Annotated in this window: 16 protein-coding genes and 2 pseudogenes; 10 read left to right on the forward strand and 8 right to left on the reverse strand. The window is 56.9% G+C overall.

The features are described from left to right. Positions 1–18 precede the first annotated feature (18 nt). The gene (locus EA797_RS20610; RefSeq protein ID WP_122168701.1) at positions 19–270 is read right to left on the reverse strand and encodes a type II toxin-antitoxin system Phd/YefM family antitoxin; all 252 of its coding nucleotides are present in this window, start codon (positions 268–270) and stop codon (positions 19–21) included. 155 nt (positions 271–425) lie between these two features. On the opposite strand from EA797_RS20610, the gene EA797_RS20615 reads away from it, so the two are divergent. Next, positions 426–1,958, forward strand: coding sequence for a Fic family protein (locus EA797_RS20615; RefSeq protein ID WP_122168703.1), 1,533 nt, complete (start codon positions 426–428; stop codon positions 1,956–1,958). Positions 1,959–2,084: 126 nt separating this feature from the next. On the opposite strand, the gene EA797_RS22170 is transcribed toward EA797_RS20615, so the two are convergent. From EA797_RS22170 to EA797_RS20645, 5 genes are all read right to left on the reverse strand, one after another. Continuing rightward, entirely contained in the window at positions 2,085–2,297 is a 213-nt protein-coding gene (locus tag EA797_RS22170; RefSeq protein WP_122168705.1) for a type II toxin-antitoxin system Phd/YefM family antitoxin, read from the reverse strand. 62 nt (positions 2,298–2,359) lie between these two features. Next, a complete protein-coding gene (locus EA797_RS20630; RefSeq protein ID WP_122168707.1) occupies positions 2,360–3,412 on the reverse strand; it encodes an asparaginase in 1,053 nt (350 codons plus the stop codon). 243 nt (positions 3,413–3,655) lie between these two features. Next, complete coding sequence (locus EA797_RS20635) at positions 3,656–3,925, reverse strand: hypothetical protein (protein ID WP_122168795.1); 270 nt, start codon at positions 3,923–3,925, stop codon at positions 3,656–3,658. Positions 3,926–4,025: 100 nt separating this feature from the next. Then, positions 4,026–4,727: a hypothetical protein gene (locus EA797_RS20640; RefSeq protein ID WP_122168709.1), complete on the reverse strand. Its 702-nt coding sequence runs from the start codon at positions 4,725–4,727 to the stop codon at positions 4,026–4,028. Between the two features lie 648 nt (positions 4,728–5,375). Further along, positions 5,376–5,879, reverse strand: coding sequence for a ProQ/FinO family protein (locus tag EA797_RS20645; RefSeq protein WP_122168711.1), 504 nt, complete (start codon positions 5,877–5,879; stop codon positions 5,376–5,378). Positions 5,880–6,096: 217 nt separating this feature from the next. Between EA797_RS20645 and EA797_RS20650 the strand changes: the two are divergent. Both EA797_RS20650 and EA797_RS20655 read left to right on the forward strand, forming a co-directional pair. After that, positions 6,097–6,481, forward strand: a pseudogene (locus EA797_RS20650) (nucleotide pyrophosphohydrolase). Positions 6,482–6,501: 20 nt separating this feature from the next. After that, complete coding sequence (locus EA797_RS20655) at positions 6,502–8,358, forward strand: DUF2075 domain-containing protein (RefSeq protein ID WP_122168714.1); 1,857 nt, start codon at positions 6,502–6,504, stop codon at positions 8,356–8,358. A 113-nt stretch (positions 8,359–8,471) separates the two neighbouring features. Here EA797_RS20655 and EA797_RS20660 read toward each other — a convergent pair. After that, positions 8,472–9,368: pseudogene (locus tag EA797_RS20660) on the reverse strand (phospholipase effector Tle1 domain-containing protein); the annotation flags it as partial. A 159-nt stretch (positions 9,369–9,527) separates the two neighbouring features. On the opposite strand from EA797_RS20660, the gene EA797_RS22080 reads away from it, so the two are divergent. From EA797_RS22080 to EA797_RS20685, 5 genes are read left to right on the forward strand one after another with little or no spacing between them, the layout of a single operon-like run. After that, positions 9,528–10,004, forward strand: a complete 477-nt coding sequence (locus tag EA797_RS22080) for a hypothetical protein (protein ID WP_234463466.1) — start codon at positions 9,528–9,530, stop codon at positions 10,002–10,004. A gap of 28 nt (positions 10,005–10,032) precedes the next feature. Then, positions 10,033–10,992: an MvdC/MvdD family ATP grasp protein gene (locus EA797_RS20670; RefSeq protein ID WP_122168718.1), complete on the forward strand. Its 960-nt coding sequence runs from the start codon at positions 10,033–10,035 to the stop codon at positions 10,990–10,992. After that, positions 10,980–11,642 (forward strand): hypothetical protein, encoded by a 663-nt coding sequence (locus EA797_RS20675; protein ID WP_122168720.1) that lies wholly within the window; start codon positions 10,980–10,982, stop codon positions 11,640–11,642. The genes EA797_RS20670 and EA797_RS20675 overlap by 13 nt, the downstream gene beginning before the upstream one ends. Before the next feature lie 48 nt (positions 11,643–11,690). Next, positions 11,691–13,289, forward strand: a complete 1,599-nt coding sequence (locus EA797_RS20680) for an ATP-dependent nuclease (protein ID WP_122168722.1) — start codon at positions 11,691–11,693, stop codon at positions 13,287–13,289. Beyond that, positions 13,282–14,364, forward strand: a complete 1,083-nt coding sequence (locus tag EA797_RS20685) for a UvrD-helicase domain-containing protein (RefSeq protein ID WP_122168724.1) — start codon at positions 13,282–13,284, stop codon at positions 14,362–14,364. Before EA797_RS20680 ends, EA797_RS20685 begins: the two co-directional genes overlap by 8 nt. A 227-nt stretch (positions 14,365–14,591) precedes the next feature. On the opposite strand, the gene EA797_RS20690 is transcribed toward EA797_RS20685, so the two are convergent. Further along, on the reverse strand, positions 14,592–15,098 hold the full coding sequence (locus EA797_RS20690) for a hypothetical protein (RefSeq protein WP_122168726.1): 507 nt from the start codon (positions 15,096–15,098) through the stop codon (positions 14,592–14,594). Between the two features lie 311 nt (positions 15,099–15,409). On the opposite strand from EA797_RS20690, the gene EA797_RS20695 reads away from it, so the two are divergent. Together EA797_RS20695 and EA797_RS20700 are read left to right on the forward strand one after the other, a co-directional pair. Next, positions 15,410–20,284, forward strand: a complete 4,875-nt coding sequence (locus EA797_RS20695) for an NACHT domain-containing protein (RefSeq protein WP_122168728.1) — start codon at positions 15,410–15,412, stop codon at positions 20,282–20,284. After that, positions 20,281–21,684, forward strand: a complete 1,404-nt coding sequence (locus tag EA797_RS20700) for a hypothetical protein (RefSeq protein WP_122168730.1) — start codon at positions 20,281–20,283, stop codon at positions 21,682–21,684. Before EA797_RS20695 ends, EA797_RS20700 begins: the two co-directional genes overlap by 4 nt. Positions 21,685–21,967: the final 283 nt, after the last annotated feature.

Raw genomic sequence — 21,967 nt, forward strand, 5'->3', positions numbered from 1 at the left:
TGCATCAAAGTACGAGCATCAGGAAGGATCAACTTGGCGGGTCTGGATTTGTGACCGAGGCGGCTCGAACGCAATATCCTCGGCACCTGGCATGGCTAGCAAGTCGATGATGCTCGCGTTACCGCCAGCTAGGCGCTGGTACTCCTCGATCGAAAGCAGAACATGTGCAGGCCTGCCACGATCGGTGATGAACACAGGACCGGAGAGCGCAGCCCTTTTAGCACCGCTGGTGTCTTGATCGAATTCGCGGCTGCTTAACGTGGTGGGCATGGTCGATATCCCCGAGACGTTACGTGGGCATGTTGCTTCATTGCCGGATGGTCAACGTGACTCTGCCAACTCATGGTATGGGCGGCAAACTATAAGTTTTTCACTGAAATGCGTGTAAATTATAGTTTTCTCGCGCTCCTTATAGGAAATTTGCCATGCGGCAACCCATTGAACGGGCCGGATACAGCTGGCTGATCAACGCCCTCGATCTTCGCTGCGTGCCGCTTGATCATGAGTGCGTCATAGGCTCGCGCCCAGCGCTCACACAGTCCGCCGGTGGCGTGAAAATAGAGGTCTTCACCAAAGGATACGCCAGAGAACAACGCCCTATCGATCAGATGCTGTTTGCGCTCTCGTACGAAGGGGTAAATCTGGGCCTCCTGGAGCGCGCCTTCCAGATTTCCGCTGTCCGGGATGACCTGGCTGCTGCACTCGCCGAGAAGCCAGCCAGCGGCTATCTGCGCCGGCTCTGGTACATCTGTGAAACCATTGCAGGTCACCAGCTGCCTCTGCCCGATGCCGCGCAGAACATTCCCTATGAACACATGCTTCCGCCGGAGAAGTATTTCACCGGCCCAGAGCAATTGTCGCGCAGACATCGCGTGAGAATGAATCTGTTGGGAACGCCGCAGCTTTCAGCCCTGATTAGCCGCCAGGGCTGGACCGACGACAGTCTTCTGAACATGCAAATCGTCGAGCGCATGCATCACCAGATGATCGATTTTTCGGTCACCGAGATTGCGAGAGCGGCTCAATACCTGCTAACGACCGAGACCCGCAGCTCATACGAGATCGAGCATGAGCGTCCGGCACCTGACCGAATCTTGCGATTTGTGCGAGTGCTGGAACAGGCGGGGCAGCGTCCGCTGGACGAAGAGTTTCTGTTCGACATCCACCGGATAGCCCTTGGCACCGGGCGACCCGATCCGTCCATCGGCGCATACAGGCATCTGCAGAACTGGCTCGGCCGCGGCGATCTCATCCACCTGATTCCGCCGGCACCGGAAAAAGTGCCTGAGATGATGGAGCAATGGTTCGTCATGCGTGAGCGCGTCATGCGCGGTGACGCACCAGCGCTAGTGAAGCTAAATGCAATCGCGCACAGCTTCATCTACATCCATCCTTTCATGGACGGCAACGGCAGGCTGTCCCGCTTCATCATGCAGGACATCCTGGCCAATGAGGGCCTCAAGATGCAGGGCATCATCCTGCCTATTTCTGCGGGGCTTCTGGTCAATCTGGACAGCTACATCGGCGCACTAGATACATTGTCACGGCGGCTACTTAGCGCCACGCAGTACCACCGACGGGACTTGGCAAGCGATCCTGAGCTGGACGAGGAGAATGCCCATCTATTCGCCCACCTGGACTTCACTGAGTTGCAGAGCGAGGTCAATAAGAGCGCGGCGAAAGTCCTCGATGGGCTCATGCGCGATGAGGTCAGCCATCTCGTCCGACGTGATAGGTTCAAAGACCAGTTAAATCGCGAGTTGGATCTGTCGAATCGGGATCTTGAGCTGCTTATCGCGGTGATCTATGAGAACAACGGGCGTGTCTCCAAGCGTAAGCGGACCGGCTTGTTCCAGCACCTGACAGATGAGGATATTGCGCTAGCAGAGAGCATCCACGCCGATCTACATGCGCCGGAGACACCAAAGTCTGAGGTGACTCAGAATCCCTTGCCGTAGGCTTCGCTCAGGACTGATAGTCGAATAGCAAGCCCGAGGGGTAGTGCTCGGCTCGAGGATCAGGCGATGACACCGACATCCGCCCTGCCCGTCCTGGCTTTGCGCAACTCGGACACCACATGTGTATCAAGGACGAGCACCAGGAGAGATCGACTTGGCGGGTTTGGATGTGCGCCGCAGCGGATCGAACGCAATGTCCTCGGCGCCTGACTCCTCGATCGAAAGCAGACCAGGTGCAGGTCTGCCCCGATCGGTGATGAACGCAGGACTGGGGAGCGAAGCCTTCTTAGCCCCGCTGGTGTCATGGTTGAATTCGCGACTGCTTATCGTGGTGGGCATGATCGATACCCCCAAACATAACGTGGGCGCGCTACTACATTTCAGGGAACGGTCAGCCCGTCTTACATAGCGTCGAAGGCGGCTTGCAGGTCTTCTTGCCCCGACTTCCCGCTTTGCAGAAGCAGCATAAGGAGAATTCGCGCTTTCTGTGGGCTCAGGTTTCCGGCCATGACGGCGCCCGCATCTGCGGTCGTTTTACCGCCACCCTCGAAGCCATAACTGGCCATAACGCGCCCGTTATAGACGCGCGTCGAGATCACTACCGGTACCTGCTTACCCAGCGCGTACTTCACCGCCTCGAACATCGGCTGGTTCATGTTGCCCATGCCAAGTGCCTGCACCACGATTCCTTTCGCGCCCTGGTCGACGGCGCTGCGAATCAGACTGCCATCGGCGCCGCCGTACATGGCAATAATTTCCACTTTTGGCATGGTGTCGGCTTGGATCTCGATGTGCTGTCGGCGCAGCGGCTCCCTCGCAAAGATCACGCGGTCAGGATAGACCTCTCCAAGAAATCCGTAGTCCCCAGACTGAAAGGTTTCAACGTTGGCGGTATGAGTCTTGGTTACATGCCGCGCAGCGTTGATCTGGTTGTTCATCGCCAGCAGAACGCCCTTGCCCTTCGCTTGCTCATCAACAGCAATACGCACTGCATTGAGCAGGTTGCGCGGGCCATCGAAGTCCGACGATGAGGCGTTGCGCTGCGCTCCGATAACCACCACCGGTTTGTCCGACTCGATGGTCAGGTCAAGCCAGAATGCGGTTTCTTCAAGCGTATCAGTGCCGTGCGAGACGATTACGCCTGACACCTCTGGACGCTGCAGTGCAGCGTTCACCGCTTTGGAGAGCTCAATCCAGCGCGGCGGATCCATGTAGTCCGAAGGCACGTTCGACAGGTTGTCGACTTCAATCTTCGCGAATTCCGCCACCTCCGGCACCGTTGCGAGCAAGTCATCTCCGGAAATGGCAGGCACGGGCGCCTTTTTGACCGGGTCGATCTTCATGGCAATCGTTCCGCCAGTAGCAATGAACTGAACCGTGGGCTTTTCCTGCGCGTAGGCGTTGCCAAGCAGGGCCGCACAGAACCCGGCAATTAGAAATGGGCTTTTGCTCATGGCAGTTCCTTACCGATTATTCATATGGGGGTAAGGAAACTGACAAGCTATCTTCAGTTTGGTTGGGGATCTGCCGGCTGGCCGAAGCGCTACCTCACGATGCCCCGAAAACTGGCTCGGTAGTTGGTCGGCTGGCAGTACCTGCTGGGCCTGGTCGCCACGGTGGGTCGAACAGCCGTGCGCTATGAACTGAAACACCCGGTAGAAGTAGATCCGATACTCGGTGCGACAAATGCTCAAGACCTACGCACCGGCCCTCCGGGCTCCTGCACCCAACTTGAAGGGAATGCCAACCTTCACCTTACGCCGCGGCAGCGACACACCAAGAATATGCTCCGAGCCATCGGCAAGCTCAGCGACAATGAAACCGTTTCTGGACACCACGACGGTTTGGCCGGTGGACTTGGCTCGCTCATAGGCCTGTCTCGTCGCAATCGAGGCCATGAGCGGGATCTGCGCTTCGAGTTCGCGTGTGGCTTTCTCTGAAAGCCCTTTTTCATCAGCGTTCGTCATGATTCCTCCTCCCGTGCTATCGGGCAGCGCTTGGCTGGGCGACTCCATGGCAAACATCCATATCCATAAAAATTCGGCGCCCATAGGCGCCGAATAATCATCACTTAGGGCTAGTTGCGACGTGTAAGCGCTCCGGATCGTAAAGCGCGAGGTGCTTGGCGATGCACATGTCGAATGCCTCGACGAGAAACAAGTGCGGCTTGTCTGCCAGCGGAGGAACCAGGCAGCGGCTCGCAACGCGCTGACCCAGAATTTCAGCGTCAATGTAAATCAGGTTAACGGGGGATTTCTCAGGGTTCTCTTCTTCGCTGTAATAAGCTCGGACGTGCTCCTCTTTTTCGGTCTGGTCGAGCAGCGCACTGTCGATTTTCGTGGTCAGCACCTGGCCGGCTGGAGGCGACGAGCGCGTCATCAACGTTGCGCCGATCGGCCCGCCGAACGCAGCACCCAGTGAGCCCTTGCGCAAATGTGACTGCAGGTTAGCGTAGGTGACAAAGTGCATGACGTTGATCGCCGGCTTCGTCGCCAGCGCAGGAAACGCCTCGTATGCGCGATGCGTGAGCAAACGCGGGCCGGTAGGATTCGTAGCAGAGTCTGCGACCCGATAGATGCCATATGCGCTACTGGTTATCAGCAGGCTGAAGATTTCCTTTTCCGACTCGATTGTTGGACGCATATCCTTGATGACCACCGAGTTGGATTGCTCCAATCCGGAGAATGTGGGAGGCGGCAGCGCCGGCTGAGTGGCGCAACCGCTAGCGGCCAGAGCGGCGGAAATGGCAAAAGCGTAGAAAAAGCGCATGAAGACTTCCAGATGTCGTGGTTTTCGGAGTTCAGAGCCGCGTTTGCACCACGAAATGACGATCCAAACGCGCTCAGCGGATGAATGCTCGCTCAGTTACCAGTAATTGCTCAATGACCGCCAGTCAGTTGACGTCAAAAATACCGAGATTAAATATTTATACTAACGGGTGGAGCGTCACTGATAGCGCCAAAAGCACCGTTGCATGCTGCTGATATGATTCGCCCACGACAGGCTGACCGACCACTAGGCAGGCTCGGCGCAGCATCACAATCTCACAGCGCTCTCACGCATGACCGCATTGCCTGTTCTCTTCAAGGATCTTCTCGTGTCCATCAATGCCGTGCTCGCACCGGCAAGCGAGTCGGGCGTTTGGAGATCAATGCGTGGAACCGATCGCTCGGTGGCAAGTAGTTGACGAAGAACGCCGCACTGCCCATGACCTATGAGACGAAGCTGGTTCGCTCGACACGCGGACCAGCTTCTCGCCCTAGCTCACAGGCTCCGGTGCCTTCGTCGCTGACGCGGGAGTGATGGGCGGCGAATGGTTTCGGTCATTAGCGCTCCCTCGAATCGCCTAGTCACAGCTCTTACGCGCCCTGCCAGTGTCTGGGCTGATTGGGCGTGTTGGTGCCGAGCGCAATTGTGCTAATCGGTGGTCTTTTCTTCAGTGGCATCGGCTGCTGGCATACGCTCTTTCGGCTTTGACTGGGCGCGTCGCGCTTGTCCGCGTTGCCGCTTAGCCTGCTGCTTTGCGTGTAGCGCTTGAGTGGCCGTCACCGTGCCAACCGCCTGGCCGTTTAAGTCCAGACGCGGAGCATTCTCCACCATGCTTGCCCAGTATCGGCTCCCTTTGCACCAAGTCGCGATGCCCAACTTGAGCTGTTCGCTGGATATTCCAAGCAGCTTCAGGTGTTGCTCGGCATCTTTGAGAATGCCCTCCTTGAGGGGAACCTTGGGGGCCGGGTTGACTGGGAAGGCCAGCGGAAAGCGCTTCTGCAATCGCCTTATCGCCACCAACGCAGGATCTTCCTCGCGAGGCTTCGTTTGCAAGGCAGGTTCCCGCTTGCGCTGCTCCGTGCTTTCAGCGTTTTCCTGCTGCTTTTCAGCCCGCAGGCGGTCACGTAGCTCAGCTAGTTGCTCAAAACCCATCGTTTAGCTCGCCGCTTCATGGTTGATCGTGGCGCAAGATTATCCCATGCAGCCATTCGGAACAGCCTCGCCAGGAGGCAACACATCAACAAACACCCTCGACCGTGTGTGTAGCCATGGGCATGGACCGCACGCGCTCAACGCCGGGGCTTGCACCCTTACAAGCCCTTGAGGCTCACGTATGATATTTCGTCCCTCCTGACACCAAGGAATCCACGTGCCCACAGATGCCCCGCTCTCCCCTGCGCTCATCGACACGACGCGCCTTGCCGAGGCCCTCGAGGCCCTTCGCCGATGCGCGCAACTGGGCGCAGTTTCATTCGCCCAAGAACCTGACCATGGCCCTGACCGGGGAAACCGGTGAGCTCTCCGAGATATTCCAGTGGATGACCGAAGAGCAGTCGATCACGGCGGCGCAGACACCTGAAACCTCTCAGGCGGTGCGAGACGAGTTGGCTGATGTGTTGATGTACCTGGTTCGTCTGGCCGATGTTCTTGGGGTCGACCTGGATGAGGCCGTGCAGGACAAGCTCAAGCGCAATGGCGAGAAGTATCCGGTGGACAAGGCGCGCAACACGAGCAAGAAATACGACCAGCTCTAGAACCGGCCAAGGAAGACCGCGTGATCGTTTACGAAGCAACCAAACAGCAGTTCTTGCACGACACCGACAATGACGACATCGAGGACGTGATCCTCGCCCACTTCACCGCTCGCACCGGCAAGCGGGTCGGGCGTTCGGAGATCGATTCCTGGCGGGGATCGCTCGGCTACATGGCCAAGGTGCTGCGAGATGAGGGGTTGCCTGCCGACACCGGGCTTGCCATCGAGCTGCACATCCCGCAGTCGTCCAAGCGCATCGACTTTACCTTGACCGGCCGGGACGATGCAGGCGGCAAGAACGCCGTGCTGGTCGAGCTCAAGCAGTGGAGTACGGCCAAGGTCACGGCCAAGGATGCGATCATTGTCACCGCCCTGGGCAAAGGTCTGAGGGAGACGGTTCATCCCTCTTATCAAGCCTGGTCGTACGCCTCGCTGCTGGAGGGTTTCAACGAGGCGGTGTATGACCAGAGCATCTCGGTCAGGCCCTGCGCGTACCTGCACAACTACGTGCGTGACGGCGTCATCGACGCGGCCCATTACCAGCCTTACATCGACAAGGCGCCGCTCTTTCTCAAGGGCAAGGATGAGCTAGAGCAGCTACGCGCCTTTATCAAGAAGTACATCAAGTACGGTGATGACAAGGCGGTGCTGTACGAGCTCGCCAACGGCAAGATCAGGCCGTCCAAGGCACTGGCGGACTCACTTAAAGGGTTGCTGGCCGAGAAGCCTGAGTTCGTGCTGATCGATGATCAGAAAGAGGTTTACGAGGCGGCCATTGCGGCGGCCAAGGCGGCCTCCTCCGCCCAGTCGCGGGTGGTCATCGTCGAGGGCGGGCCCGGAACTGGCAAGACGGTGCTGGCCATCAACCTGTTGGTGCATCTCACCTCGTTGGGACTGGTAGGCAAGTACGTGTCCAAGAACGCCGCGCCGCGCAAGGTCTATGAGACGAAGCTGGTCGGCTCGATCACGCGCACTCGCTTCTCGCACATGTTCACCGGCTCCGGTGCATTCGTTGATGCCGAGCCAAATGTCTTCGACATGCTCATCGTTGATGAGGCCCACCGACTCAATGAAAAAAGCGGGCTGTACGCCAACCTCGGTGACAACCAGATCAAGGAACTTATCGGTGCCGCCAAGTGCACGGTTTTCTTCATCGACGAGGACCAGCGCGTCACCCTGAGCGATATTGGTAGCAAGCAAGCGATTCGGGCGTTTGCCGAAGCCAAGGGTGCAGTGATTGAGGAGTACAACCTGGCCTCACAGTTTCGCTGCAGCGGCTCGGATGGATACCTCGCCTGGCTCGATCATGTGCTCGACATCAGGCTGACGGCCAACGAGCGGCTCGATGCGAGCGAGTATGACTTTCAGGTGTTCGATACGCCTGATGCGCTGCATGAAGCGATCGAAGCGCGTAACGGGGAGAACAAGGCACGGGTGGTGGCAGGCTACTGCTGGCCTTGGCGCAGCAAGAAGGATCCGCTGGCCGATGACATCGTTATTGGTGACTACCGCCGGCAGTGGAACCTGAGCCAGGACGGGAGCCTGTGGATCATCGCCGATGAATCCATCGAGCAGGTCGGGTGCATACATACCTGCCAGGGGCTTGAGGTCGATTATATCGGCGTGATCATCGGGCCCGACCTGATCGTGCGCAACGGTGAGGTCATCACCTCCCCCGATCAACGTGACAAGCAGGACCGCTCGATCCGTGGCTACAAGAAGCTCATGAAGACGCATCCGGATCTTGCCAGGCAGGAAACCGATCTGATCATCAAGAACACCTACCGCACGCTCATGACCCGCGGCATGAAGGGGTGCTACCTGTATTGCACGGATGCGGAGACGGCTGAGTATTTCAGGGCTGGGTTGGCCAGTTGAGGCGGGGCGTCGCCCGGCGTTGCCGGGCTGCGCTGGTTAAGCGAGCCGGAGACCGTCTCGCCCCTTCGGGCTTTCATCCTGCCCTTCCTGCGGTCGGCAGGCGCAATGCTTCGCTACACCATTATGCTTAGCGCCACATGCCCCCTGTTATTTTCATAACAGTTCCAAGCATCATTAGCATAAACATACAGATAGCCAGACTTATCAGGGGTATAGACACAACCATCACCAATCAAAAACGTTTCCGGCCGTAGTAACCCCTCCTTACTATCTACCCCGCAGCTATTGGCAATTGCGCCAACCAAACTAAACCAGTCGTAATCCTCGTGCCGTTTAGTGAACTTGAAATCGGCTTGTGAATTCCTGAAAAGCCTTCCATACCAGCTTTCGACTTTACCGGCAGCGCTTGCTAGGAGATGCGCGACCTCCGCTGCCTGAAATCGACCGTCAGCTGTTCCAGACGGACCGCAGCTAATCGTTCCGTCCAACCACTCCCCAGAAGCGCTGAACTCATACTGGACGCCAGCTTGTAACCAAACACCAGTTTCGTTCCATGGAACGCGAGCCGAGACATCTATGATTAAAGGAAGAGGTGAGGAGACACGCCGTCCTTTTCTATAGGGAGATTGAGTAATTGGCGGATCGTCTCGACGCTTGATTGCAGAAATATGAAACGATGGTTCGTCTTCTTGAATATTTGGAATGCTCCTTGGCTGGGTTGGGAGCAAGCTGAATACCCCATCACAAGAGTCATGCATCATGTCATGGTAATTCGGGCTGACTTGGTCGACCGCGCTGGTAAACTTCAATCCGTGCGATGAAGCTTCGTCGATCATCCACTTCAACGCAGCGTCAGCTAAACCACTCTCTCTGTAGCCACCGCCAACATCCGAATGCACACCGGGAAACCAAAGTTGCTTAACATCACTTTTAGGCGGAACTCCGGACCAGAGCGTCGGCTGGAATGATGCGCGCTTCTCATCCATGGCCAATGCGTAAAGTTGATGTAGCTCATGCCGGGAACTGTCCTTGTGAGTTGAATGCTAGGGCGCTGCCTCGACAGGCATCGTACGACCGAGGGCCCGCAGGCGGAAACCACATTGTTTGAGCCATGATGTCAAAGTACTATCAGAACAGCCTCCAGCAACCGATTTCAATGGGCATTGTGCATGCACGATACGATCAGAACGGACACACACACTCCCCGCAACTCCCGAAGCGAGAAAAACACATCGCCGTTCTTAGCAAAGGCTGGCACACCTCGTACAGGTGACGATCAACTGCCTGGGTATTACTCCGAAGAGGAGCAGATGTGGGTGGTCGACACAGCGCAAGGCACACAGCCCATCATCAATGAGCATGCGCTGTCGCAACTGCTGACCAAGACGCGGGCGCACGAAGAGGAGGATGACGATTCCTACCTTGCTCTTGAGCTGATGACCAAAACGTATCTACAGATCGAGAGTGACGATGACACCCAGCCATCGGGCTTCAACAACCTTTTGCAGCTAACGACCAAGACCGCCTCAAATCAAGAAGCTGATGACAATCGCTCGGCGTGCCAGCTGCTTGAGCTGGTCACCAAAAGCAAGGTTCAGCAGGAGGCCGATGACGATGGCTTCCAGTCCTTTGGATTTCACTGCTGACCAGGACGGACTGGGTTAGGGAAAACGCATGCTGTTGTTAGTCACAAATCGCCGCGACATCACGATTGACTATGTGGTGGCCGAGCTCAAGCGCCGGAAGACGCCATTCTTTCGCCTGAACACCGAGGATCTGCCATCAGCCCGCTGCACGATGTCTGCGTTTCCCAGAAGCGCGTGGTCGCTGCTCTTCGGAGAGCACGAAGTCAGCGGTTCGGACGTTAAAGCGGCGTACTTCAGACGTCCTGCCCCACCTGCCAGCAACCTCACGATTACCGATAATGGCGAGCGCGAGTATGCAGAGGCAGAATGGGGGGCCTTCCTGAAAAGTTTGTATTCGCGCCTGGAAGGCCTATGGCTAAACGCGCCCATGGACATCTTTGCGTCGGAGGACAAACCGAGACAGTTGATGCTCGCAAGCGAGATCGGCTTCCACGTGCCACAGGTCATGATCACCAACGACATCACAACGGTGCGCAAGGTCATCCAGGAAGGGCCAGCGATCGGGAAGCCCCTTCGGCAAGCGTTGATCAATGGTGAGCAGGAGCGAGTTATTTTCACGACCCGGCTAGAACGCCTGAATGACAGTGACCTAGACGCCATTGCAATGGCGCCGTTCATCGTTCAGACCGAGATCAAAAAGCAGTACGACGTCAGGGTAACGGTCGTAGGCAGCCAAGTCTTCGCGACCGCGATCAGGTCACAAGAGCATGAAGAAACCAAAGTGGATTGGCGTCAGGGGAGCCGGCCTGATCTGAAGCACGAACGCATTGAGCTTCCCCGCGAAGTAGAGGAGCAATGTGCAGCGCTCATGAAACGCCTCAACTTGCGCTATGGGGCAATCGACTTTATTTGCGACCAACAAGGAAAGTTCTGGTTTCTAGAGATCAATCCGAATGGTCAGTGGGCCTGGATCGAAAACCTCACCGGGTACCCAATTGCCGCTGCGATCGTAGATCAGCTTGAGGACATCGCACGATGCCAAAGCTAGTTCCACAGTGGCTATGGCCCCGCTTGATGCCTCTATCGCCGGAAGACGAAGCCCGTCAGAAGAAATGGCTTCAAGGCGAGCAAGAAAAGATCAACCAGGGAGCCTGGCTAGAGAAGAGCGATGTCGCGCTGGAAGAGGCCCGTAGGCTCTTTGACGCCGAGCATGAACGTCGTCGGGCAGCAGACAGCAAGGCTGGCCTTTACCTCGCCGCTATCACCGCGCTAATGCCGATTTTGGCGACCATTGTGCCAGGCCTCTGGGACGAGCAAATCAGCAGGGCATTGAGAGGCACCTTGCTGGGTATCTTCATCTGCGCGCTGCTCTTTCTAATGCGGGCTGCCTTATGGGCTCTGCAAACCATCACGGCCACCGCTGCTGCCCAATTAGGCGCAGGCGACATCGCTAAAACCTTCAACTCGGAGAAGCCCGAAGAGAACCTAGTGAAGCAGTTGCTGAGTGCCGTGGTTTACAACTACCCCGGTACAAACCAGAAAATCAGCTGCATCAAGATGACGCACGAGTTCCTGCTGCGTGCCTTCTTCTGCTTCTTGGCATTCCTGGCTGTCCAGGCCGTCTGGCCAGCAACAGTGTGGACGATTGGCCGGCTTCATAACGAGATCATCACCCCGCTCATGAGCTGTTTTCCATAGGGCTCACGCCACTACCCAAGGCTTTTAGCCTCGACACAAGGACAGCAAATGATCACGAAGATCAAGATTCAGGGCTATCGAATCTATGGCGACTTCACGCTGCAGCCAAACAAGAAGCTCAATATCTTGGTTGGTGGAAATGATGCCGGCAAGTCGACCCTGCTGGAGGCGATCGGCCTCGCTCTGAACGGGCGCATCGGTGGTCGATCCGCACAAGAGGAGCTGCATCCGTATTGGTTCAACAAGGAGCTCGTCGACGAGTTTCTGAAGCGCTGCGCGTCGGGGGAAAAGCCAGGTCTCCCTGAAATCTTAATCGAGCTGTTCCTGGAAAACCGGCCAGAGCTGCAATTTCTCTGTGGTGCTATCAACAGCGACAGAAAGACCAATGCCTGCCCAGGAATTTCCTTTAAGGTCGTTCCCAACCCCGAGTACGAGGAGGAGTTAGCGCAATGGCGTGAGTCACCTACCGCGCTCATTCCCGTCGAATACTACAAAATCGAGTGGCGGCATTTTGGGGACGAGGCGCTTATTCGGCGCCCACGCCAGATAGCCGTTGCGATGATCGACTCTCGCACTGTCCGATCGAGCTCAGGAATCGACTATCACCTGCGACAGATCCTGAGCGACCATTTGGAGCCAAACGAAAAGGCCAAAATTGCTCAGCAATTCCGCTTGGTCAAAGAGTCGATGACTACTGAATCCCTGGGGGAGGTGAATAACCGACTCCGCGAAATTCGGGCGCCTCTCGATAACCAGGTCATGGCTTTGGCCATGGATCAGAGCTCCCAATCATCCTGGGAAGGATCGGTCGCACCGCATGTGAATGATGTGCCATTCGCGCTGGCAGGTCAGGGGCAACAAGCCTCCATTAAGATCTCATTGGCCATGCAGCGCCTGTCCGAGCAGACCAGCGTCGTCATGATTGAGGAGCCAGAGAATCACCTTTCTCATACGAGCCTGAAGACCTTGCTCTCGCGCATCGACGATGCCGCAGGCGAACGCCAGTTATTCATCTCTACGCACAGCGCCTACGTACTGAATCGGCTCGGCCTGGACTCGCTGCGTATTTTTTATAAGGGTTGTTCGTCTGAGATCACGGGGCTCAGCCCCGATACGGTCAGTTACTTCCAGAAACTGCCTGGTTACGACACGCTACGCATGGTGTTGGCTCACAAAATTGTCTTGGTGGAAGGGCCTTCGGACGAGATTCTCTTCGAGCGCTTCTTCCGTGACATGTGTGGGGCGCTGCCGATGCAGTACGGTATTGATGTAATGAGCATGCATGGATTGGCACTGAGGCGCTGCCTCGAACTCTGTGCCGCAATTGATCGCCCCGTCGCAATCCTTCGAGACAACGATGGGTGTGACCCAGTGGTTCTTAGGGAACCCGTGGCCGATCTTCTTCAAGCCGGTCGACGTGAGCTATTCATCGGTGCAAAGGAAGCAGGCCGTACGTTGGAGCCGCAGCTGATTTCATGCAATAGCGCTGAGACGTTACGCAGGGTGCTTGGCATTACCGAGCAGGCCGATCTTGCTAAGTGGATGACCCGGGAGAAGACAGAGGGCGCGCTGCGAATAGCGTCATCAACAGAGACCATCGCTGCGCCGCCATACATGGCTGAGGCTACGGCATTCATCCATGGCTAATAATTTCCTGACGCTAGCCGTGGCGGGCGCTCGAAAGACACAAGGGCTAGTAGAGCACTGCAAGGCACTGCCTGCCGATCGTAAGGTCTTGCTCATCACGTTCGCACAGACCAACCAGATCGAGCTTCGCGAACGAATTAAACAGCATGCCGGCGATCGCCCTGCACTAGAGGTCTCAGGCTGGTTCAGCTTTCTGCTGCGCCACTTCGTCAAACCCTTCGTGCCTTTTGTTTTCCCCGGAAAGCGTTGTATGGGGTTCAACTTCGATGGTGATCCGGGGAGATACGCCTCTGGGGTGGGGCGCTTCTTCGACTCTGCGAGCAATGTCTACGCAAGGGAAATTGCCCGCCTATCCCATGAACTGATAGGTAAAAGCGGCGGTGCTTTGATTCATCGTCTTGAGTGTTTGTACGACGAGATTCTGATCGACGAGGTGCAGGATTTGTCAGGGTACGACTGGAGCATCTTGGAGGCACTATTTGGTACGCGCATAGAGATCCGGCTCGTGGGGGACGCACGCCAAGCGGTCTTTTCCACAAACCCACACAGCAGGATGAAGAAGGCTTTTGCCTACTCCAAATCACTTGGTTGGTTCAGAGGGCAGCAGGAGGCAGGTCGCCTAGAGATCACCTACAGCTCCATCACCTGGAGGTGCTGCCAGGCGATCGCCACATTCTCCGACACTATTTTCGAGCCAACCTGGGAGTTCCCAGAAACAACCTCCGAGAATCACGAGGCCACGGCGCATGACGGGGTCTTTCTAGTGAGGAAGGAGCACGTCAGTCAGTACGTCGATACATTCCAACCTCAGTGCCTTCGCAACAGCATCAGGTCGGGCAGAGAATTCGATCTTGATTACATGAATTTTGGTGTGTCGAAGGGGCGAACCTTCAACCGAGTGCTTATCTATCCCACCAACCCTATTGGCAAATTCATCAGCAAGGGTGAGTACCTCGTACCACTGTCGGCAGCTGACTTCTATGTAGCGGTCACACGAGCCCAGCAGAGCGTGGCGATTATCCTTGATAAGCCTGGCGCGTCGCCGCTTCCCTATTGGTCACCCTCGGACGCTTGAACGTAGGCAGCTGCGTTGATCCGAAAGCAGCAGCATCATTGCCTAAGAGCAGCCTGCTCCGAGCAAGCTACGCAGCCCAAGAGAAAATAGCGCGACTGGCTCTTGGGAGCGCCTGGGGCTGCTGTGATACGCCCTGCCTAGTATCGACCTAGAGTAAAGCGCTGCGACAAGAGACCGACGGTTCGGGGTTTCTTTGCTGATACTCGGCACCGATACAAAACCGCGATTTAGCGATTGTCTCCCGCCAGCTTCATCACCCGGTAGTCTTGCACAAGCACCAACTGCTCCATCATCTCGAAATCGGGATGTTCACCCATGTACTCTCGCAGTTCCTCGAAAGCATTGGTCGACAGGGCAATCGCGTACTTCCTCGCCTCGCCTTGCGCTAACTGGGGGATATTGAGCGCAATTGCATCGAAAAGCCCCTGTGCAGCCTCGCGCTCAAAACTCTGTAGAGGCTCATCACTTACCGGAGTGAGATCGAGCGTATTTCGAATCATCCCCATCGCCATCTCATTCAATTCTCGGATCTGAAGCCTTGCCGACGCGGCGAAAGGAACTGCATCGTTCTGCGCGAGATCGGTCAGGCCGCAAACCCGGCTGATTTGCGCATGGATGTCGCCTTTCTCCGTCGAGCCACTTTCGTCCTCAATCAGATACTTAAGCTGATCCAGTTCTTCAGTGATGGCCGCGACGATGGATGCTTCCCAATCTGAAGCCTGCGGGATGAACATTATCTACCTCCAGGTGTGTGGGCGGGAGATAGTACCCGCTGCAGGGGCTTTCGGTGACTCAGGAGCGTCTTGCTTGGGCGCTAATTGGTGCCGCTTTCAAAAGACCGCTTTCGGCCAATAGCGGTCAGTGGATCAAACCGAAATAATGCGTCGTCATGTTTATAGAGGGGCACCAGATGGATACGCAATGGCAGCAGACGTTACTCTGACTCCAAGCCCGCCACGACTGGCAGACTGAACTACACAGATTGCCAACGCCAGTGAACCCGGCTAACACTACGCAATTATCAGACGTAGACCGGAAACGTGCCTTGACCCATACGCCGCGGAATTCTCCCCCTAATTACCGGATTGGTGGTGGTGGTGCTGCCACTAGCGGCGGTATTCGGTTCCAACAGCAGCTTGGAGCACTGTTCTCGTCTTGGATTTTGGCGGGCGACCGGTTTGATGACGGCTTCTGCCTTGGCGAGGCGACGCCAGAATGGATCCGCTTTGAGACTGAGGCACCGGTCGACGACCTTCTGCTCAAAACCAATGTCGGCGGATACGTTGCTGTGCAGGCAAAGACAACTGCGAGCCTGAGTGAAGACCTAAGCTCGCCCCTGGGTAAAACGATCGTGCAGTTTGTTCGCCATTGGTTTGCCGCTCAGCATGGCGACGGCTCGATGGATTGGAACAGACCTCTCGATCACGCCCGCGACCGGCTGGTGCTGGCTGTGGGCCCTCAGGCCTCAGCCCAAATCAAGGTCGACCTACGGGCTGCGCTCCGCCTTGTTTCACAACCAGGCGGAGGCGCGCTTAACAAAGCGCAGCAACACGCGTTTCAAGTGTTCACCAGCCTGGTCGAAAGGGCATGGGCAAGTATCACCAAAAAACCGGTCGACAATAAACTGGTGCTTGAGTTGGCGAAGCTGGTGGTCGTCTTCACCTTTGACGGTGATCAAGGCCATGCCTTGGCGAGCGGGTCTCTTATCAAAGCCTTTGGCCCGGACAATGACGCCGCAGCTGCTTTCTCAGCCCTGTCAGATCTTAGCGGCCAACTGATGGTGCAGCGAGGCGGCGGCGATCTTTCCACATTGCGGCAATTACTCTCTAGCCGAGGCGTCGTACTCAGTGCACCTCCTGAGTATCGCTCCGACATCCAAGCCCTTAAACGGCATTCAAAACGTATCGCCGAAGCTCTCGCAAGCTATGAACTGATTGAGTTAGCCAATGGCGAGCCGCTGTCCGTCCACCGCGACTGCCAAGCCGCGGTTGAAGTCGCAGTACGCAACGGTCCTCTGCTTATCATCGGCGAGCCGGGCGCTGGCAAGAGCGCAGTATTGAATGCTCTTGCACGTAAATTGAACGACGACGGCGTCGATATCGTTCAACTCGCTGTTGATCGTTACTCGATCGAAAGCCTTGAAGGCCTGTCACGTGAGCTTGGACTACAGCACCCACTGCTCGATGTGCTCGAGGCCTGGGACGGATCGGAGCCAGGCTATCTGGTGATTGATGCATTGGATGCGACACGCGGAGGGCGCGGTGAAGGCGTATTTCGAGCACTTATTGAGCGGGTTCTTGAGCGAAACGGGCGCTGGAATGTTGTCGCGTCGATCCGTAATTTCGATCTGCGCATGGGACAACAGTTACGCGCGCTATTCAAAGGCACACCGCCGGAGGCATCGTTTGCGGACCCATCCTTCTCCAATGTTCAGCATATTCAGGTGCCGCCCTGGTCGGAAGTCGAGTTTGACCAACTCCTCCAGCAATCGCCCGCGCTGGCGACGTGTCTGGGACAGACTCCACCACGTCTGCGTGACTTGGCTATGGTGCCATTCAACACTCGGCTGCTCAGCGAGCTGATCTCGGGTGCTGCGGTCAAAAATTTAGACTTAGTCTCGTCTCAAGCAGACTTACTGCACCTCTATTGGGAGCACCGTGTTGTAGGCCACGGGTTTCAAGCAAGGAGCAGCCTTAGCCGCGTGGTCCAACTCATGGTTCAGGCGCGGGCGCTTCGCGCACCAGCACTCCAAGCAGCGGGTGACAACCCGGCCATGATTGACACCCTATGCAAAGAGGGGGTGCTTGTTGTCGTTGATAGCGAACGCTGGGTTCAGTTTCGACATCATCTGCTCTTCGACTACGCGGCAGCGCGGCTTGCTCTTGATCCGAGCGATATCGTCAGCGGTGCCTATCGGTTCAGCAAGACCGAAGCACTGGGACTGATGCTATCGCCAGCCCTTGGGTTTGTACTGCGCGAAATTTGGGAATCTGAGACGGATCACGCGCGTTTTTGGATCGCCCTGGGCTCCCTCATCAACGATGCGGATGGGGACCCGATCGTCCGCAGCACCGCCGGTCGATTGGGGGCAGAGTTTCCTACTTCGGCCCAAGATTGTCTTTGGTTGGGTAATAAAGCCATCGAGGGTGACAAGGAGGTGCTAAAGGCGCTGTCGCATGTCACCGGCGCTTTGGTCGTAAGGCTTGAAGACGAGAAGCAAATTGCTCTGGAACCATGGGCTTATCTAGCTGACTGCTTGGCAAAGGCACCAAACATCGCCGCGGGCACCCTTCGCTTTCTCCTCCACAATCTCATTGAGCGAGTCAAGGATGGCGCGTTCAGGCATATGCTCGGCAAGGCTGCGCGCGCGCTATTGGCTTACGGGCTAGCCCAGCCTGAACCCGGGTTTATGGTGAGATCCGCCATTGATTTCGTCATCGCCACCTATGGTACCGATCTCGAGGGCTCGCGAGCCCTGTTAGTCCAGTTGTTCAATCATGATCGACTGGATCGGTTTGGCCATGAAGAAGTGCCAGCGGTCTGCTACAAAATTGCAACGGTCGGCGACGTCGATCCAGAGTTCGTCACCAACTATGTCTACCGGGTTGTGTTCGACTACGAGGTTAAGGAGGATCACGAGACCCGGATCGGCCAGAGCCAAATCCTCAGCCTGACCTCCAACGCTCGGCAAGATTACGGGATGGCGCGGTGGTCGCTGGGCGAGTACCTGCCCAAGTTCCTACAAGTCCACCCACGATCTGCAGTCAGGGCTGTCGTCAATGCGGTTGAAGGATACGTCGCACGCGAACATGCCGTCTCTGACGAAGCCCTCGATATAGAGCTTCAGGTCAGTGGGCGATCAATCCGTCTGCGGGAAGACCGCAGCTACATCTGGGCGCATGACCCAAACAACCAATACGACCGGGATGCGGTAAGCCTAGTCTCGAAGTTGCGCTCGCACCTCAAAGCCGTCCCGGAGGCCGATGCTCTGGCTTTGATCGACATCCTGATCGATGAAGCTTCGTTCGCGCTCTTCTGGTCCCGAATGTTCCTCTGCGCGGTCGAGCGCGGCGATGACCTGGTAGACCAGCTCTGGCCCATTGCAGTGACTGAACCGTTCCTTGTTCTCCTCGACACTCGTAAGGACGCAATTGATCTCGTTGCAATAGGCATCAGCCGCCGATCGGCGCAGGAGCGACAGGCTTTCGAGCGTGCAGTTTTCGGGTTTGACTTCTCACGCTTCAAAGATCGCATCGAAGTGCGCCAGGCCTTCCTGAAGCGCCTTTTTATTGCGATCGGCCGTGACAATCTCGTCACTGACGAAGCTCGCCTGATCCTAGACGCGAGCCCCCAGGATCAGGCCACGAACGAGCGGCCCTTCGTCATTCGTACCGGGTGGGGCACACCAGAGGATTTTCACTGGATCGAAGGCCTAGACAAGAAAGCGCCAGAGAACTTGCCAGCCATTGACGCCATCAACGTCGCGAAGCAACTCCTGCGGCTCGAGCCGCAGCATGAAGATGTTAGAGCAGCCTCCCTCGCGGACTCGCTCGCCGCCCTGCAGGTCATACGAAATGTACTAGCAGACTATACGCCGCACGCAGGCCTACAACGGTATGCAGAGGCGATCATTGGCCAAGGCTGCGAAGTCATAGTATCGCGACAGCTGCTGGCATCGAAGGAGGCACCGCCCACGACTGAGCAAGACGCGACGTTTACAGCGCTGCTAGACATTGCCAGTAGATCCGAGAGTCCAGAGCTGGACGTAGACACAGAGGTTAATTTTGAAGCGTCTGCGTCATGGGGCAGCCCCGCGGCGCGAGTTGAAGCAGCGCAAGCCTATTGGGATCTGTTCGCGCAACGCACAGACCTCTATCCCGACCTTATGCAGCGGGCGGAGGAGTTGCTTTCTGATTGCCATCCTGCCGTCCGGCTAAACGCCTTGGTACGTCTCGTCCGAATCTGGGACCTCGACCGGGATCGATTCTGGCAGCTTTTGACAGACCGCCTAGCGCACGAACCTAACATGACCATCATCGAACATCTGGTCGGCGAAGTCGTCTCAAGGTTAATCCACACGGATCAACAGCAAAGTTTAGAGTTGCTGCTTATGCTGTCGCAGCGTGAGACGCCGGGGTCAGATCGAGAACGCCGGCTATTCAAGGCAATAGCAGGTAATCTCACAGTCCTTTGGGTCACCTACCAGTCGGCAGAAGCGAAGGTCGTTCTCGATAGATGGTTAGTTGTGCCCTGGAAGCACGCCGAAGAAGCAAGAACGATCCTAGTAACTCTGCGTGACGCCATAGTTGCTGGGATCGGCGAAATCTCCGACAAGAACTCCGGTCTACGCCAGCGCTCTCAGGCACTTGTCTCCGACATCGTTAATTCCGTGAATGCCCGGCTCGCCGGGCACATGGCAGGCCCTGACTTGGACGAGGCTGCGACCGCAGAGGCGCGAGAGTGCGCGAGCCTGATCGACACCGCAGGGATGCAAATGTTCTTCGCGACCGACGCGAGGGCCAGTCAACGGGACGGCGACGTCGCGCTTAACCAAACGGGGCTCGACGTGTTCTTCCGGGAAAATGCCGACCTCCTCAAACGGATTGGCGAGTACGCGCAGCCACACACCACCTATTACTTGCTCCAACTCGTAGAACGCCTAGTCGATGTGGACGCGGGTACGGCCTTCGATTTGGCGGCCAGCACCCTGCAGGCCAGTCGCCGATCGGGCTATCAAAACGAGCCTCTGGGCGTGGACCTTCTGGTTAGGCTGATCGGTGTGTTCCTCGCTGACCACAAGGAAATTTTCGACGACTCAACCCGACGTGCCGCCCTCGTTGACTGCCTAGAGATCTTCCTGGAGGCAGGGTGGCCGGCGGCGAGACGCCTACTGTATCGCTTGCCGGAACTGATCGAGTGAACCGGCTGGCGCTTCAGAACCTCTTCAAGCGAGGGCTCGGCGACCTGCTTGCGGCGGTCGAACGAGAGCTAGCAAGGCCACTGCGCGATCCGTTCGCCGAGCTCGACCCGAACCGCCGCCCCCACGAGCACGATACGCGGCTGCTCTTCGTCAATGATCTGCTCGGTCATCTCGGATGGCGACTCGGTGCCGGGGGCAATGTGCTTGAGGAAGCCCGTCTCCAGGCAACCACCACGAAGTTCATGGACTATGTCGGGGTGGTCGATATTACTGGCGCACCACTCTTGCTGGTCGAAGCGAAAGCGTGGGATAAGCCTGCGATCTCGGCTCGCGGGGATGGTCAGCACGCTAGCGAGGCCACACTGCTCGTTGCGGCGATCCAGCATATCCGCAACGGAAAACCTGAGAGTACATCGCCGATCATCGCTGAGTGGGACGGTTATCTGCGCCAGGTCTGCGGCTATGTACAGACGCTCAACGAGCGGTATCACCATAACTTGCCCAGGGCTATCATCATTAGCGGCGAGTGGATGGTGGTGTTCAGATGCCCAGTTGAAACTTTCCTACGCGTCGCGCGGCCGGATGACATCGCAATTTTCACCCGCGCGCAGTTTAAGGAGCGGGCGGAAGACATTTTCAAGCTTCTCCATCGATCAGCGCTAACCGAAGATGCGCCGGAGTCCTTACGTCCCGCACAGCTTCGGCAGTTCCTGGAGCTGAGCGATATCTCTGGAGTGTTTCAGGGCGTGCATGTTCACTATGAGCGAACCGGCAGCACGCTATTCGTTCGTCGGCCGCGCATTCTGATCTATCCAGCCCTATTCGTTGCCCGCAAGGACGACGCTATCTTCACGGTGATCGACAACGACACTCCCGTCGAACTTGACTACCGACGGGATGATGATGGCGTCGAAACGCTTGCTCCCCATTTGGATGAAATTGACGCGCGAGGAGCCGCGTTGATTACAGCATGCGGAACTGAGCTCAGCAGCGTGCTCTCCTCAGCCGAGCTTTCGGCGTTTCCAGGTTTCCGCAGAGAAGGGTTAGCGAAATCCCCGGTCGGCGAACTGACGGAGGCGGACGAATGGCTCGTCGCCACTGGAAGCGCGACGCACTTTCTACTCGCAGAGCCCCGTGTCCAAGGCTGTCGGTTCCATAGCTGGGCCGAATGCGGGGCTGATGCTGCAATGCAGTCCGCTATTAGCGCTCGTTCGGTCGATCCCCCGGCGTTCTTCGTGGACACTCAGCGCCATCACTGCGCACACCAAGTCGTTCAGGATCGTCGCGAAGATCGGTGCCTCATCCAAGCCATAGACAGCCGAACCTGCTGTCAGGCCTGTATGTTTCTGGAGCAGTGCTGGACAGAAGAGGAGCAAGCGGCGTTGCCCTGTGGCCATTAAAGGCATCTTCGCCTCTTTAGGGAGTTCAGTGTCTGTTTGGGTCGGAAGCAATCCAAATGAAACGACCGCTATTGGCCGAGAGCGGCCTTTCGAATTCGACATCAACAAGATTCACCAAGCCTCCTCTCAACTACGCCCCAGCATGTTTGCCCTTCACTAACCCCCGCGCTAGACTGCGCCGGTCGTGGTAAATCCCGCGACCGGGTGTGACAACCTGAAACCGTTCGAGGGCGCGGCAGCGCCATAAATGTCCGGCCGGCACTTCACTGTGTCTGGTTCCGGC

It is taken from the genome of Stutzerimonas zhaodongensis, assembly GCF_003696365.1.
Lineage (GTDB): Bacteria > Pseudomonadota > Gammaproteobacteria > Pseudomonadales > Pseudomonadaceae > Stutzerimonas > Stutzerimonas zhaodongensis.

Coding starts and splice junctions, on each gene's coding strand:
- EA797_RS20610 (WP_122168701.1), bottom strand. CDS start 270: ATGCCCACCACGTTAAGCAGCCGCGAATTCGATCAAGACACCAGCGGT.
- EA797_RS20615 (WP_122168703.1), top strand. CDS start 426: ATGCGGCAACCCATTGAACGGGCCGGATACAGCTGGCTGATCAACGCC.
- EA797_RS22170 (WP_122168705.1), bottom strand. CDS start 2,297: ATGCCCACCACGATAAGCAGTCGCGAATTCAACCATGACACCAGCGGG.
- EA797_RS20630 (WP_122168707.1), bottom strand. CDS start 3,412: ATGAGCAAAAGCCCATTTCTAATTGCCGGGTTCTGTGCGGCCCTGCTT.
- EA797_RS20635 (WP_122168795.1), bottom strand. CDS start 3,925: ATGACGAACGCTGATGAAAAAGGGCTTTCAGAGAAAGCCACACGCGAA.
- EA797_RS20640 (WP_122168709.1), bottom strand. CDS start 4,727: ATGCGCTTTTTCTACGCTTTTGCCATTTCCGCCGCTCTGGCCGCTAGC.
- EA797_RS20645 (WP_122168711.1), bottom strand. CDS start 5,879: ATGGGTTTTGAGCAACTAGCTGAGCTACGTGACCGCCTGCGGGCTGAA.
- EA797_RS22080 (WP_234463466.1), top strand. CDS start 9,528: ATGCACGATACGATCAGAACGGACACACACACTCCCCGCAACTCCCGA.
- EA797_RS20670 (WP_122168718.1), top strand. CDS start 10,033: ATGCTGTTGTTAGTCACAAATCGCCGCGACATCACGATTGACTATGTG.
- EA797_RS20675 (WP_122168720.1), top strand. CDS start 10,980: ATGCCAAAGCTAGTTCCACAGTGGCTATGGCCCCGCTTGATGCCTCTA.
- EA797_RS20680 (WP_122168722.1), top strand. CDS start 11,691: ATGATCACGAAGATCAAGATTCAGGGCTATCGAATCTATGGCGACTTC.
- EA797_RS20685 (WP_122168724.1), top strand. CDS start 13,282: ATGGCTAATAATTTCCTGACGCTAGCCGTGGCGGGCGCTCGAAAGACA.
- EA797_RS20690 (WP_122168726.1), bottom strand. CDS start 15,098: ATGTTCATCCCGCAGGCTTCAGATTGGGAAGCATCCATCGTCGCGGCC.